This is a genomic window from Methanomethylovorans sp., from assembly GCF_041447285.1.
In the GTDB taxonomy this organism is placed as follows: Archaea; Halobacteriota; Methanosarcinia; order Methanosarcinales; family Methanosarcinaceae; genus Methanomethylovorans.
The window spans coordinates 25,075-39,443 of record NZ_JBGMEB010000019.1 but is presented as its reverse complement, the minus strand read 5'-3'; the positions used below and the strand labels follow the sequence as shown (position 1 = coordinate 39,443).

Below are 14,369 nucleotides of genomic sequence, written 5' to 3'. Positions count from 1 at the left end.
AAGTGATGAATATGAAATTATCAGATATCAAAAGCAACGATATGAAAAAGGACCAGTCAAAGGAACTGGAAGGTGATGTTCTTCTAGATATAAGGGATCTATTAGAGGAAGAGGGAATCACTGTGCAAATGCTGATTGATACGGCACTGGAGCTTTATGTTCCTCATCCGGGAATAGAGACAAGAGAAAAAGCAGAAGAAGTGTTTCTGGGAGAACTTAACCTGGCTTTGTCTGATCCAAATTTGTGCCTTCTGATATATGCTGGCATGTTACTTGAAAAAGAAGGACGCAATGGTCATCTTCCAAACATAAGCAGAAAATCCTATGAAAGGGACCTGACATTCATAATAGCTGATGAAGTCCTTGGAATGAGCATTTCCAGATATATCAGTGGTGATAAGGGTACTTTTGAGTTTGTGCGTTTCGATAAACAAAAACCGGGCATTCTTTCAAAGCTTGGTCCTTTTATGGATGATGTCATTGGAGGCCTTATTGGTGGTGTCTCTGCGAGTATGTATACTCGGAGCATGGCTGAATCTGGCCTCAAAAAAGAAAAAACAGATGAGAAGAAGAACAAGAATAATGAGAACAGTGGTGTGATCGCAGGATGAATAATTTCCTTCTGGCAGTACGTTCCAGTTTTGGTTTTCTCTCTACTATCCCTGTAGGCCTGACAATGGAAGGTCTGGATGAGTTCTTCAAGAGAACGTATTTGCATATCCTTGTAGGTGCTGTTTTGGGATTACTTATGGGAGCATTTTCTTTCTTAGCCATGATGGCATTACCACAGCAGATAAGCGCTGTACTGATAGTTGTTTTTGTATACTATCTTACAGGCCTAAACCATATTGATGGCCTTGCAGATTTTGGTGATGGTTTAACTGCTCACGGGTCTGTGGAAAAGAAGATCCGGGCTCTTAAGGATGTTGCGCTTGGTATAGGAGGCGTAGGATTTTGTACAATGGGTATCATTGCATTCTATTCAGCAATAGTATCTCTTCAATCTGAAGCTCTTATATTTGCTGATAGTAGCATAAAGACAGCTGCTACTGTTCTATTGTCCGCCATGCTGATCGCAGAAGTATCTGCAATGCAGTGCATGCTCACAATAGCAGCTTTCGGCAAGTCTATTCATGAAGGTTTGGGATCTATCCTTGTACAGAATACGACTATTCCAAAGTACTTTGTTGGATTATTAGGCTCAGTTATAATTTGTTCTCTTGCCTTGGTACCTTTCGGGCTTTGGTATGGAGGACTTGTTGCTCTTATAGCTGCTATTGTTTCAGCTTTTATTATATTGAACATAAGTAACAGGCACTTTGGCGGCATGAATGGGGACGTGATCGGCACTTCCAATGAGGTGGGAAGAACTATTGCCCTTATAATCATCGTATTGGTATTGAGCTATCATAACGGAGGTATTCCATGGATGCTATAATTATGGCCGGTGGGTTGGGAAGCAGGCTGGGGATGGGCGAGAAGCCATGTGTGACTTTGCTTGATAAGCCTTTGATCACTTATGTCATAGATGCTTTGTATGAGGCTTCCGGAATAGACAAGGTGTTTGTTGCCGTCTCTCCTGCTACCCCTCTTACACAAAGCTTCCTTCTGAAAAAATACAATGGAGATGTAAGGACCATTATGACAGGAGGAGGTAATTACGTAGGTGATATGATATATGCCGTAAAAGAGGCAGGTATACATTCTCCAGTCCTGATCATCATGGCTGATCTGCCACTCCTTAAGGGAAAGCATATCGATTACGTTATCGAAGAATACAAAAAATGTGGGAAGCCTGCAATGTCCGTATTCTCTCCTCTCTCTGTCTGTAAAGGACTATGTGTAAGACCAGATACTGTCTTTAATTGGGCCGGAGAACTAATAGTGCCTTGCGGTGTTAATATCATAGATGGCAGTAATATTGAACAGGAACAGGAATATGAAAGTCTGGTGAGTCAGGAAAGTGCTTTCGCATTGAACATAAATCGTGTAGAAGATCTGCAAAGGTGCAAAGAGATAATAGAAAAAAGATTGCTTTCTCAGGCGTGATCTGTATAATGGATTAGATCAAAGAGGTGTGTAATGACCATCGCAGGAAAAGTACTCATTGCAGAAAAAGAATATTCTGTAGATACTCTGAAGATCATAACAGGTCACTCTGTACTCAAGGACCTTGATTCAATATCAGAGGAGTTGCTTCTTCTTTGCAGCGTGATTGACAATCCTTATTTATTGCCTTATTTCCTTGAGACTTTTTATTCCATGCAGCTTAGGGATGAGAACCTTTTTCATTTTGCCTTACTCCGGGTGCAGGTTGATTCTCAGTTGCGGATGAATGAAGATATCCAGAAGCATCAGCATCGTATCTACGTGGCAAGGACCCTGGAGAAATTGCTGTTCAATGAACTTTTGCTTGAGATGGTTTCGGTTCAGGAGATCGTAGAATAATACTTTCTCAATAAAATAAGAGAATACCCTTATATTCTATAATGTGGATTGACCTCTCAAATTAATGATGTATATCTAAATGTATATTTTTCTTGGAAGAGGGACTTAATTGGTTGAGGGGCAAATCTTATTTTCAAATTCATCTACTGTGGAAGACAATATCTCAGTAAAAATGCGTATCCGGGAAGCATTGTTCTCAATTTCCTCTAATTTTGCAACTTGTGAGAACACAGATGAAGCTATCGAACAATGCCTTGCAATTATCGGTAAACTTTGTGAGGCGAGCAGGACTTCTGTTTTTCAGTTCATTGAACAAGGTACTTCCATTTTAAATACTCATGAATGGTGCCGGGAAAAAGTAAAATCAGAACAAAAACTGTTTCAGTGCGTTCCTTTGTCGAGTTTTCCATGGTGGATGGAACAACTCATGAAAGAGAAAATCATCAGAATAAATGATATTTCGATCCTTCCTCCCGAAGCTTCTGCAGAAAGGGAAGCTTTTGAATCATGTGGAATAAGATCTATACTTTCTTCTCCGATATTCATTAAAAATGAATTAATTGGATTTATAAGCATAGAGAATGCTACGGGATTGCATTCATGGGAGATCAGCGATATTTCGTTCATGCGCGTGGCAGCTGATATTATGGGTCTGGCACTTGAACGTCAGGCTGCAGATGCACGTTTTAAAGAATCTGAAAATGAACTTTCATACTGCAAAGGGCAACTAAGTTCCCTTGAACAAATGAAGAGTGAGTTTCTTTCCAATATCAGTCATGAACTCAAAACTCCTTTGATCTCTATTAAGGGATACACGGAATTATTGCATGATCATGTACTGGGAGACCTCAATGCTCAACAGGAAAAGGCTGTGGTCACCATCCTGCACAATTCTTCCAAACTTGAACACTTAATTAATTCCTTGTTATACATTAGTTCGGTTCACGAAGGTGACCTTAAATACAAATTTAGTTTTTTTACCATAAACGATCTACTTAACAGAGCTATTGAATTGGCTGTATCGCATACAAAAAAGCAAGGCATTGAGATAATTATCGATATACAATCAGATCTTCCGGATGTATATGTTGATGAGGTAAAAATTACAGGTGTTTTTTCCCGGTTGATCGATAATGGACTTAAGTTCACACCTTCTCCTGGAGCTATCAGTATCAAGGCTTTTGAAGATAATGGAAAATTGCATGTAGCAATTGCGGATACAGGTGTAGGTATTCCAGCAAAGCACCTTGGACAGTTATGTGAACTTTTTTTCCAGATCGATGGTTCAGAGACACGTAAATATGGAGGCACCGGTGCTGGCCTGTATATCTGTAAACAAGTGGTCACAGCGCATAAGGGTATCATGTGGGTAGAAAGTGAAGAAGATAAAGGTTCAGTCTTTCATGTAGTCCTTCCGTTCCAATGATGTTTCTATAATTGAAATCCTGTGTTAAACTATCTTTTTTTACGCAAAAGGCAGAACAAAGCATTTAAATTGGATACCGCAATAGGTGAATATCTAATAATCATGCTTATGGAGACTTCCTATGCTAAAGGAGATCACAGGTCAATACAACGCAGGTGAGATCGAATCCAAGATACACTTTTTCTGGGATGATATCGATGCGTACTCAAAGGTACGCCAACGCAGAATGGGTGCAAAGCGTTTCTTTTTCGTGGACGGTCCGCCATATACTACCGGCCATATACACCTAGGTACCGCATGGAACAAGATCATCAAAGATTCCATACTCAGATACCGTTCAATGAACAATTGCCATATACTTGACCGTGCAGGGTGGGACATGCATGGTCTTCCTATAGAGGTAAAAGTGGAAGGTGTCCTTGGCTTTACTTCCAAGAAGGATATTGAGAGGTATGGTGTCGGCAACTTCATCGAAAAATGTAAGGAATTCGCCTTACTGCAAAAAGATGATATGACCCGCCAGTTCTATTCTCTTGGGGTATGGCTTAACTGGAAAGACCCGTATATGACACTGCGGGATGAGTATATCGAAGCTGCCTGGTGGACGCTGAAGCAGGCACAGCAAAAGAACCTGCTGGAAGAAGGAAAACGGGTGGTCAACTGGTGTCCACGTTGTGAAACCGCAATAGCGGATTCTGAAGTTGAATATGAGGAACGCATCGATCCTTCCATCTATGTGAAGTTCAGGGTAAAGGGCGAACCTAATACATCTATCGTAATCTGGACCACTACTCCGTGGACCATACCCTCCAACATCGCAGTGGCAGTACATCCTTCATTCGAGTATTCCAGAGTAAAAGCAGTTACATCAGCCGGTGACAGTGAGATCCTGATCATGGCTTCAGCACTTGTCAAAGATGTGCTCAAGAAAGGCAGGTATGCTGACTTTGAGATACTGGATACAATGCTGGGCGAGGATCTTACGACACTGGCATATGAGCATCCTCTTGCAGACCAGATCCCAAAACAGGCACGTTTTAAGCATAATATATATCTTGCAGACTTTGTAACAGCAGAGAACACCGGTTGTGTCCATATAGCCCCAGGACATGGTATGGATGACTTTGAAGTCGGCGTAAAGCACGGGCTTCCCATCTTCTGTCCGGTTGGATCAGATGGCAGGTACACGGAAGAAGCCGGTGAATATACTGATATGCATATCAGAGAAGCTAACAAGGTTGTTGTGGAAAACCTCAAGGCAAGAGGGCTTTTGCTTGCAGAAGGTACTATTTCTCACCGCTATGGACACTGCTGGAGATGTAAGACACCGATCATTTATCTTGCTACTCGCCAGTGGTTCCTAAAGATCTCTGAATTAAAAGAACAGATGCTCGCAGAAATAGACAAAGTTGCCTGGTATCCCGAGTGGGCAGGTTCAGCCCGTTTCAGGGACTGGGTAGAAGGTGCCAGAGACTGGTGTATCTCAAGGCAGCGTTACTGGGGCATACCTATTCCCGTCTGGCGCTGTACCGAATGTGAACGGATCGATGTCGTTGGTACCAAGGAAGAACTTCTCGAAAAGTCAGGCCTGAAGGAAGGAATAGAGCTGCACAGGCCCTATGTGGATTCTGTGACCCTGACATGTGAATGTGGCGGAAAGATGCGCCGCGTGGAAGATGTATTCGATGTATGGTTCGACTCGGCAGTTGCTTCATGGGCTACTTTGAATTTCCCTCAGAAAAAGGAAGAACTTGAAAAATGGTGGCCAGCAGATTTCATCACCGAGGGCCATGACCAGACCAGAGGATGGTTCTATTCACAGTTAGGTGCCAGTATGGTGGCCTTTGGCAAGGCACCTTATAAGAGCGTGTTGATGCACGGATTCACTCTTGATGTGGAAGGCAAGAAAATGTCCAAGAGCCTGGGCAATGTAGTGCAGCCTTCCGAGGTCATTGATAAGTTCGGTGCCGATACCCTGCGTGCTTATGTGCTAGCATCCAGTGCCCCGTGGGAGGACCTTAAGTTCAGTAATGATGAAATTGCCAATATGCACAGGACTGTCAACATCCTCTGGAATGTCTATCGTTTTCCCTTGCCCTATATGGCGCTTGACGCCTTTGATCCGTCAAAGATATCACTTGAATCAGTAAAGCCTCATATGCGCAGTGAAGACAGGTGGATTCTTTCCCGGATGCAGTCCGTTATAAAAGCGGTGGATTCAGCTATGGAGACATGTATGCTCCAGAAGGCCATCAGAACAATCGCTGACTTTATCCTTGAGGACCTTTCCCGCTGGTATATCCAGCTCATAAGGCCAAGGACATGGGTCGAGGCTGATGATCCTGACAAGATAGCTGTATACAGGGTTTTGTATGAGGTTTTCACTACCACTACAAAGGTAATAGCTCCGTTCATGCCTCATCTCGCAGAGGAAATGTATCAGAACCTGGTACGCAATGTATATCCAGACTCACTTGAGTCAGTGCACATGAACGACTGGCCTATGCCAGATGAATCCCTCGTAGATGTGGATCTTGAGCAGCATATGAAGCTTGCACGCTCTATTGTGGAGGCAGCTTCCAATGCTCGCCAAAAGGTCGGGCGTAAGCTGAGATGGCCTGTGGGAAGGATTGTCGTCACTCCACACGATGAAACTGCTGTCTTGGCTGTCAAGAACCTGAAAGCGGTGCTTATGGATCAAACCAATTCCAAGGACATTGTACTAACAGAAATTGGTGGGTCCTGGGACAAACTCGGGCTCAGTGCAATACCAAATCCTGGTGCTATAGGGCCTGTTTTTAAAGGTGATGCTGGGAAGGTCATAGCTGCCTTAAACAAAGTTGATGCCTTGGCACTGAAGAAAAAAGTGGACTGCTCTGAAGGCTATGAATTACAACTTGCAGGCGGCAATGTTGTAATGATTACTGGTGATATGGTCTTTTTCCAGCAAACATTGCCAGAGCAGGTTGCAAGTGCTTTATCATCTGCAGGCACCGTATATGTGGATGCTAAGCTTACAAGGGAACTTGAAGCAGAAGGCTATTCCAGAGAGGTGATCCGCAGAGTCCAGGATATGAGAAAGGAAATGGACCTTGCTGTGGAAGAGAACATTAAGGCCATTATCTGTATCGATGATGAACGGGTAGTGGACCTGGTGCTCGATCTGGAACAAATGATAGCCAGTGAGGTGCGTGCAGATGTGCAGATTATAGGCTTTGATGTGGAAGTGCATGGTGACCTTGTCAAGGACTGGGATGTGGAAGGAATATCAATGCACATCGGCATATCAAGGACCTGAGCTTGCAGGGAAAACTATGGATTTCGCAGTCTGGGAACCTGTATACAGAGAAATATTACAAGACTTTGGTTTCAGCAGGGAAGAAGATGAGCGAGCAGCTCTTCTTCTCTCACAGATGCTGGACAAAATACATTCTCCAGGACCTGATGCTCTAAAAAAAGTAATATACGGTAAAGAAATTCTTGTTTGTGGTAATGCTCCTACCCTTGCTGATGATCTTGATAGGTTAGACCTTGAAAGATACGTGGTAATTGCAGCAGATGGTGCAGCAGCTGTTGTAATGGATGCTGGCAGGATACCGGATGTTATAGTTACAGATCTGGATGGGGACGTAGAGCGTGAGATAGAAGCTTCAAAGCATGGTTCTCTTGTAGTTGTCCACGCTCATGGTGACAACAAGGGTAGGCTTCTCAAGTATGTCCCGCTTTTGCAGAATATAATAGGCTCCACACAGGCTGCTCCACTGGAACACGTTTTCAATTTTGGCGGTTTTACTGACGGAGACCGGGCTGTGCATGTGGCCTATGAGTTTGGTGCAGGAACTATTAGTCTTGCAGGTTTCTTTTTTGATGATCCGTTAGTATCCATGTTCAAAAAGAAAAAATTAAAATGGGCCCGTAGGCTTATTTCTTCGTTAGGGATCTGTTTTTGAACACAGACTGTTCCATGATGCCGATTTTCATGAGAACTTATTTATATTTTGTTCAGCAATTAGGAATAAGGTTTCATGGATACACTGGTCATTTGCATAGACAGGGACAACGATCTGGGTGAAAAGGCAAAGGTATCAAGTCCCATAATAGGAAGAGAAGAAAATATCAAAGCAGCTGTTGCTTTGTCCATAGCCGATCCTGAAGATTCGGATTCCAATACCATCTTTGGCGGCGTTAAAGTACTGGATGAACTTCGCGCAAAGGGACATGAAGCTGAGCTTGTAACTTTTGCTGGCGATAAGAAGGTTGGTATCACCTCTGATCAGAAGATCTCTCAGCAGCTTGATGAAGTCCTGGCAAAATATCATGCTTCTAACGCTATTTTCATTTCAGATGGAGCAGAGGATGAAACTCTTCTCCCTATAGTCCAATCCCGGATAAAGATCAATTCTGTTAAACGTATAGTCATTATACAGAGTGAGAATCTTGAAAGTACTTATTATGTGCTCAAGCATGCTTTTAATGACCCTAAGATATCTCAGACGTTCTTTGTACCACTTGGACTTGCATCTCTCATATATTCTATCTTCCTTTTGGCGAATTATCCAGAAGGAGCTATAATCGGTATTCTTGCCGCTGTTGGCCTGTATATGCTATACCGTGGCTTTGGTGATACTGTCACAGTTTTATGGAACAAAGTCAAAGATGCTTTCCATACAGGCAGATTAATTGCTGTAACTCATACTGCAGCTTTATTAATTGTTTTTGTTGCTTTCGTGCAAGGATTCGTACGCTTATGGCAGTATTACACTCATGGTGGAATATGGTACCATGGTTTGGTTCCGCTGACTACTGTGTTCATACATAGTTCCATATGGTGGCTGGTATTAGCTGTGATCATTATCAATTTCGGTCGTATGATGGATAAATACTTGCATGGGCAGTTTAGTCTGAAGCTTATATCCTCTTCGTTCTATGCCTTTTCCATAGGGCTGCTATTCTGGGGAGCAACTACGTACATACTTGCATTCAACCCTGCTATTGAAGGCGCTCAGCTTTCAATTGTTACAGGACTTCAGTACTTCATTTATTCCATAGTCTTGGCTATCATTATAGCTCTTGCAGGTATCAGGATAGCTATCAAGCCATCCAAGGAGTAAATACCATGGCTAGAAATACATCAGATCAAGAATGCATTACTAATGTAGATTTTTCCTTTGCTGTCATAGGTGGTGTGGGTTTCTCTCATCTTGATGGCCAATCCTCGATCACAGTAAAAACCGACTTTGGTGTTATAGAGGCGTCCGTGGTCAAAATGGAAAGCCGTAACATATTGTTTATCCCACGGCATGCAGGAGATACCGGCCATGTTCCACCTCACAAGATCAATTATCATGGCCTTATTATGGCAATAAAGCAATTAGGGATTTCAAGGGTGATATCTATCAACTCGGTGGGTACAATGCATGGGCACACCATCGGAAGTATAGTATTACCTTATGATTTTATAGACTTCACTTCCAAGCGTCCCTCTACTTTTTTTGAAAATGAGACTGTACATGTAGATATGTCAGAACCCTATTGTCCCCAGCTTCGGTCGCTGATAAGGTCCATTCTGAAAGAAAAAGGAGTTGAGACAGGTGATGTGATTTATGCCTGTACTGAAGGTCCCAGGTTCGAGACTAAAGCTGAGATACGCATGTTGAGTAATTTCGCTGATGTTGTGGGTATGACCGGTGTACCTGAGGTAGTACTTGCCAAAGAGATGCAGCTCTGTTATGCATCTTTATGTCTTGTAACAAATATGGCCTCTGGTATTGAAAGTGCCAGACCGACAGCAACTGAGGTACTGGACACACTTGCTACCAGAAAGGAGTTCATTTTTGAATTGTTGCGTTCAATTGCATCGGGTATGCCCTCAAAGAGAAAATGCCACTGCAACAATGCAATAGAGGATGGAACTCTTTGATCTTATTTTTTCATGCAATATCTTTGGATGTGTCAATCTGAACCCCATCGCAGATCTTGAACTTGATGACCTCAGGAGTTGGCAGCATGCCTCTCATCTTAGGGATAGCAAGCTTGTTAACCAGCTTATCGGCTCCTCTATCCAGAGAGATCTCAAAAATCACATCTGCAGAATTAAGGATCTCATTTTCTATGTTTTCTGGATGGCTTCCTTGTAATCCATAGAGGTATGTAAGTGCACTTGTTTCCTTTGTTACTTCGTATATGAGGTTCATCATTCTTCTAAGCAGTCCTGGGTTCACATTCAGGTTCATGAAGAATGAGAAATTGTCAAAAACAAGGTTAATATCTCCTTCCTGAGCCTCATTCCTGATGTTTTTCAGGTTATATTCCACGAACTCAAGCAGCTTAGTATCTGCATAGTCATTTCCTACATTGTCTACCATTTCGCCTGAAGGCGTAAGGTAATACTCGCTATAAACGTCGATAAAAATTATATTCCTTATATCAAAGTTAAGGTTAAGTATGTCCCTGAGTACATATTTAGGCCTGCGGCCAGTAGTGAAATAATATGTCTTTCTTGATTGTGTGAATTGGTATAGGAAGATCTCAGCCATGCCGGAAGGGTCGGCTGCAACATAGATCATTGAACCACAAGGAAGACCTCCTCCTATGCTCCTGTCCAGAACTGAAATACCTGTGTTTGATATGCTGGGAGTTGTAATATTCTCAGCAACTGATTTATTTCCTTGAGGTATGCTTTCCCGGATTGTATCATAGAGACTGTGGGCATCTTTGTAGGTATTAGATGCATCTTCTTCAGTAATGTTTTGCTGCATTTCTGCAGACTTCGAAGTCCCTAACATGCTATTTTCCTCCTCTATCCGGAATATCCCTCTATACTATTAAAGTATATTTTTAATCACTATAGTTTATTATGAATATATTTAACCTTTTCCGGCCAATCAAGATCAAGCATACATTACTTATACCTTCTCTCCAATTCAGCTGGATAATGACTTTATGGCTCCTTATAAATCCCGAAAACACTAAATTATTTGTATTTGTCATTAAAGGAGGCAAAAAATTACCTCTTTTTACCGGGGAATTGATCCTGACTAAAACTCCTGCAGGTCCGAGGCCCCATAAGTTCAGGGTGCTCAGGGATGGAAAGGAAGAATACATGACACCTGCAGATTTTGTAGATCTGTTACGTATGGCCGATCGTATCATGATCGCAAAAGGTGGTAATGATATCTCTGCTGCCGTTTTCTTAGATATGTTAAAAGGTTTCCAGCTGGAAGCGGAGTTTGTTAATGTCTGTCGTTTTTGCATGCTAAAACGCAGATTTAATTTCCTGAACAGAAGGTCGATACAATATCATTCACAGAAGATTTGTGAGGAATGCGCCAAAGAAGAACTTTCCAGAGTCCTCAATGCACCTTATTCCCATTATAGCGAGGAAGCAAAACAGCGCATTGAAGAGATGCTTTTACAAACAAGGGATTTTGACAGAACGGTAGGTTCACTTGATCCGCAAGGCCTTGATCAGGAACTTACCAGATTCGATACGGTACAGGCTTCCATTGACGCCAGGACCATGAAGATAGCAGATCTTCCAATATCAAAAAACTTTAAAGATATATTGTTGAAAAAATCAGAGGAATTACTTCCTGTACAGGCAATTTCAGTGGATCTAGGCCTTTTCAAAGGAAAACATCAGCTTGTTACTTCAGTAACGGCTACCGGTAAAACATTGATTGGGGAGCTTGCAGGTATAGAGAACATATTACGAAAAAAAGGGAAGATGTTGTATCTGGTACCTCTGGTGGCCCTTGCAAACCAGAAGTATGATCAGTTTACTGATAAGTACGGATTATTGGGTCTTACAACTTCTATACGTATAGGCAGTGCCCGTATTCGTACGTCATCTACGCTCAAGATGCGCAGGACGCTGGATTCTGACATTATTGTCGGAACTTACGAAGGCCTTGATTTCATCCTCAGGTCCGGAGATGCTGACCTGCTGGGTAAGATCGGTACTGTGGTCATAGATGAGGTACACACATTAGAAGATAGTGAACGTGGCCATAGGGTAGACGGTGTAATTGGACGGTTGAAATATATTGCTCCTGCTGCCCAATTCATATACCTTTCTGCCACAGTAGCCGAGCCGCTTGCTCTGGCTCAAAAGCTGGATGCGACATTGGTGGAGTATGAATATCGGCCTGTTCCCATTGAACGTCATCTCATTTTCTGTGAGGAACATGACAAGCTGAAGCTTATGACCCGGCTGGTAAGGGAGGAATTTTCCAGAACGTCCACAAAAGGGCATAAAGGTCAGACAATTATTTTTACCAATTCCAGACGCAATTGCCACAGCATATCAGAAGCATTGCCAATGGTCTCTGCACCTTACCATGCAGGTCTTACACAATCTGTGAGAAAATCCGTGGAAGAGCGTTTCCTGAAAGGAAAGTTACCAGTGGTAGTAACAACTGCCGCCCTTGCAGCAGGAGTGGATTTCCCGGCATCACAGGTAATATTCGAATCCCTTGCCATGGGTATCGAGTGGCTCAATATGCAAGGTTTCATGCAGATGCTGGGACGTGCCGGACGTCCGGATTATCATGACAGGGGTGTTGTAGTGCTGCTGGCAACACCAAATAAGCGCTATTCCAGCGAGCAGACAGAAACAGAAGATGCTGTTGCCATAAGATTACTTAAGGGTAATATGCTGCCATCTTCCTTTGATTATGGCGAGGATCAACAGATGGAAGAGATACTGGCATCAGCAGCTGTGACATCTTCCAAAGCGGATCTTTCAGCGATCCATAAGCGTATGCTGGGTACATTTGAACTCACAAAGCTTCTCAATCGGCTGATACATTATAAATTCCTTGAAAAAAGAGAGAATACTATTTCCCTCACACCTTTTGGACAGATAGCAGCCGGCCATTTCCTTTCAGTGTCGTCAGCTTTTCTTATACGGGATGCGGTACTTAAAGGGAAGCATCCGCTTGAGATCATTACTAATCTGGAGTTCTTTGATGCTGTTTACTTCAAATATGCAGCCCAGATCTCCACAGCTCTGGACATCAATGTGCCTTCCCGTGTATTCCAGGGTGCTTCCCTTGATATAATATTCGAGGGAGATAATATTTCTCAGCTTGACCAGAACATACAGGATCAGCTCTTTGAATTTGCAGCGGCTTTCCTTACCTGCAAATGCAAGGATTCCCCATATTGTGGATGTGCAGAGCGCCGTTTTTCTGCAAAGATCGTGGAGATCCGTATGGAAGGTTATGATCCTGCAGGCATTGTACATAAAATTGAGGACATGTACGGTGTGACTGCTTATCCTGGTGATGTATTGGGTTATCTTGACAACGTAGTACGCAATCTCGATGCCGTTGAAAAGGTAGCAAAGGTCTATTCTAAAAAAGATATAGTACGTGCTGCCAGGGAAATGAAGCAGCAGGTTGAGGGATAACCTCGCTTAGATTATATGCAGATGCAGCAGCAGAGCAAGGAATATTAGTATAATTCCTGTGAAAAGCCTGATCTCCACACGCTTGCTCTCCTTGAGTTTTGTGATGGTCTGCGGTTTCATTCCAAATCCAAGTAAAATTCCCAGAATGATGATCGGAAAAATCACGCCTAAATTATATACTGCAAGGTAGAAAGCTCCACGAGCAAGATCCGTTCTGCCTGCCAGCATATCAAGAATGGAAAAATATATAGCTCCTACACAGGGTGCTTTTACAAGGGAGAAGAGTCCTCCAGAAACACAGGACAATAGCAGAATATTGTTCTTTGATGTTTTTTCGAGCAGCTCGATCATGGCTTTTGGGGTATGGAAAGTTGATCTGGAATACTTCCGTAGATGATATGCATCATAAATATGCCAGACGCCCAGTATGAAAATGAGAACGACCATTGCTGTTGTGATCGCGATTTGAAGGGAAGGCAGTATGTGTACTGTTCCCAGGATGCTCAGACCCACTGTCATATATACTACAAAAATGCCGATGCAAAAGCCCACAACCATTTTTAATATATCTTTTCTTTTTCCACTGGATGCGAGTATGAGTGTTGCCAGAAAAGCCATAACTGCAAGAATGCAGGGATTAAAACCTGCAAGCAGGCCTGCGATGAATACTATACAGGGTGAAAATTTCACGGTTTCACTGCCCTTGCCTTCTGAGATATTAGTAGTAACATTTTTATCAGATGCAGAAACAATAGCATTGCTGAGCAGCTCTTTCAAAATTGTGGTATTTCCCTGATAATCTTTATACGTAATCACTTTTTTTCTATCCACTACCACCGCAGGAACTACAGATACGCCATATCCCCTGGCAAGATCATAGGAAGAAATGATCTCGTAAGAGGTGAGATTACTCCCATATGCAGTTGTTACATTTTCTATTACAGGCGATGCCTGCTGGCATTTCAGACAGCCTTCTTCATAAAAATAGTCAACTGCAATAGCAGATGTAGTATTTAGAGCGCAAGCACCTACATTCACAACTAATATTAATAACAGGAGGCTACACGTTATCACAAATGCCCG

Annotated in this window: 12 protein-coding genes; 10 read left to right on the top strand and 2 right to left on the bottom strand. The window is 42.6% G+C overall.

Translation table 11 applies throughout. The features are described from left to right. Positions 1–11: 11 nt before the first annotated feature. The 9 genes from cobZ (at position 12) to ACC612_RS11520 (ending at position 9,794) form a co-directional block, all read left to right on the top strand. Positions 12–611: an alpha-ribazole phosphatase CobZ gene (cobZ, locus tag ACC612_RS11560; RefSeq protein ID WP_371854697.1), complete on the top strand. Its 600-nt coding sequence runs from the start codon at positions 12–14 to the stop codon at positions 609–611. Next, the gene (cobS, locus tag ACC612_RS11555; RefSeq protein WP_371854695.1) at positions 608–1,438 is read left to right on the top strand and encodes an adenosylcobinamide-GDP ribazoletransferase; all 831 of its coding nucleotides are present in this window, start codon (positions 608–610) and stop codon (positions 1,436–1,438) included. The genes cobZ and cobS overlap by 4 nt, the downstream gene beginning before the upstream one ends. Beyond that, complete coding sequence (locus ACC612_RS11550; RefSeq protein ID WP_371854694.1) at positions 1,426–2,049, top strand: NTP transferase domain-containing protein; 624 nt, start codon at positions 1,426–1,428, stop codon at positions 2,047–2,049. Before cobS ends, ACC612_RS11550 begins: the two co-directional genes overlap by 13 nt. 33 nt (positions 2,050–2,082) lie before the next feature. Next, positions 2,083–2,448 carry a hypothetical protein gene (locus ACC612_RS11545; protein WP_371854693.1) on the top strand — a complete coding sequence of 122 codons (366 nt, stop codon included), beginning with the start codon at positions 2,083–2,085 and terminating at the stop codon, positions 2,446–2,448. 109 nt (positions 2,449–2,557) lie between these two features. Further along, positions 2,558–3,874, top strand: coding sequence for a sensor histidine kinase (locus tag ACC612_RS11540; RefSeq protein WP_371854692.1), 1,317 nt, complete (start codon positions 2,558–2,560; stop codon positions 3,872–3,874). 121 nt (positions 3,875–3,995) lie between these two features. Further along, positions 3,996–7,172 (top strand): isoleucine--tRNA ligase, encoded by a 3,177-nt coding sequence (gene ileS, locus ACC612_RS11535; protein ID WP_371854691.1) that lies wholly within the window; start codon positions 3,996–3,998, stop codon positions 7,170–7,172. Further along, complete coding sequence (locus tag ACC612_RS11530) at positions 7,105–7,824, top strand: 6-hydroxymethylpterin diphosphokinase MptE-like protein (RefSeq protein WP_371854690.1); 720 nt, start codon at positions 7,105–7,107, stop codon at positions 7,822–7,824. Before ileS ends, ACC612_RS11530 begins: the two co-directional genes overlap by 68 nt. A 75-nt stretch (positions 7,825–7,899) precedes the next feature. Further along, a complete protein-coding gene (locus ACC612_RS11525) occupies positions 7,900–8,985 on the top strand; it encodes a DUF373 family protein (protein ID WP_371854689.1) in 1,086 nt (361 codons plus the stop codon). A gap of 5 nt (positions 8,986–8,990) precedes the next feature. Beyond that, on the top strand, positions 8,991–9,794 hold the full coding sequence (locus tag ACC612_RS11520) for an MTAP family purine nucleoside phosphorylase (protein ID WP_371854688.1): 804 nt from the start codon (positions 8,991–8,993) through the stop codon (positions 9,792–9,794). Positions 9,795–9,804: 10 nt separating this feature from the next. Here ACC612_RS11520 and ACC612_RS11515 read toward each other — a convergent pair whose 3' ends face one another. Beyond that, positions 9,805–10,659: an RAD55 family ATPase gene (locus ACC612_RS11515; RefSeq protein WP_371854687.1), complete on the bottom strand. Its 855-nt coding sequence runs from the start codon at positions 10,657–10,659 to the stop codon at positions 9,805–9,807. A gap of 149 nt (positions 10,660–10,808) precedes the next feature. Here ACC612_RS11515 and ACC612_RS11510 point away from each other — a divergent pair, with 149 nt between their 5' ends. Beyond that, entirely contained in the window at positions 10,809–13,286 is a 2,478-nt protein-coding gene (locus ACC612_RS11510; protein WP_371854686.1) for a DUF5814 domain-containing protein, read from the top strand. Positions 13,287–13,292: 6 nt separating this feature from the next. Here ACC612_RS11510 and ACC612_RS11505 read toward each other — a convergent pair whose 3' ends face one another. Then, positions 13,293–14,360: a cytochrome c biogenesis CcdA family protein gene (locus ACC612_RS11505; RefSeq protein WP_371854685.1), complete on the bottom strand. Its 1,068-nt coding sequence runs from the start codon at positions 14,358–14,360 to the stop codon at positions 13,293–13,295. Positions 14,361–14,369: the final 9 nt, after the last annotated feature.

Bases quoted from the DNA above. Each gene is read 5' to 3' on its own strand.
- cobS (WP_371854695.1), top strand. From the start codon at position 608: ATGAATAATTTCCTTCTGGCAGTACGTTCCAGTTTTGGTTTTCTCTCT.
- ACC612_RS11525 (WP_371854689.1), top strand. From the start codon at position 7,900: ATGGATACACTGGTCATTTGCATAGACAGGGACAACGATCTGGGTGAA.
- ACC612_RS11515 (WP_371854687.1), bottom strand. From the start codon at position 10,659: ATGTTAGGGACTTCGAAGTCTGCAGAAATGCAGCAAAACATTACTGAA.
- ACC612_RS11550 (WP_371854694.1), top strand. From the start codon at position 1,426: ATGGATGCTATAATTATGGCCGGTGGGTTGGGAAGCAGGCTGGGGATG.
- ACC612_RS11520 (WP_371854688.1), top strand. From the start codon at position 8,991: ATGGCTAGAAATACATCAGATCAAGAATGCATTACTAATGTAGATTTT.
- ACC612_RS11530 (WP_371854690.1), top strand. From the start codon at position 7,105: ATGGTGACCTTGTCAAGGACTGGGATGTGGAAGGAATATCAATGCACA.
- cobZ (WP_371854697.1), top strand. From the start codon at position 12: ATGAAATTATCAGATATCAAAAGCAACGATATGAAAAAGGACCAGTCA.
- ileS (WP_371854691.1), top strand. From the start codon at position 3,996: ATGCTAAAGGAGATCACAGGTCAATACAACGCAGGTGAGATCGAATCC.
- ACC612_RS11510 (WP_371854686.1), top strand. From the start codon at position 10,809: ATGACTTTATGGCTCCTTATAAATCCCGAAAACACTAAATTATTTGTA.
- ACC612_RS11545 (WP_371854693.1), top strand. From the start codon at position 2,083: ATGACCATCGCAGGAAAAGTACTCATTGCAGAAAAAGAATATTCTGTA.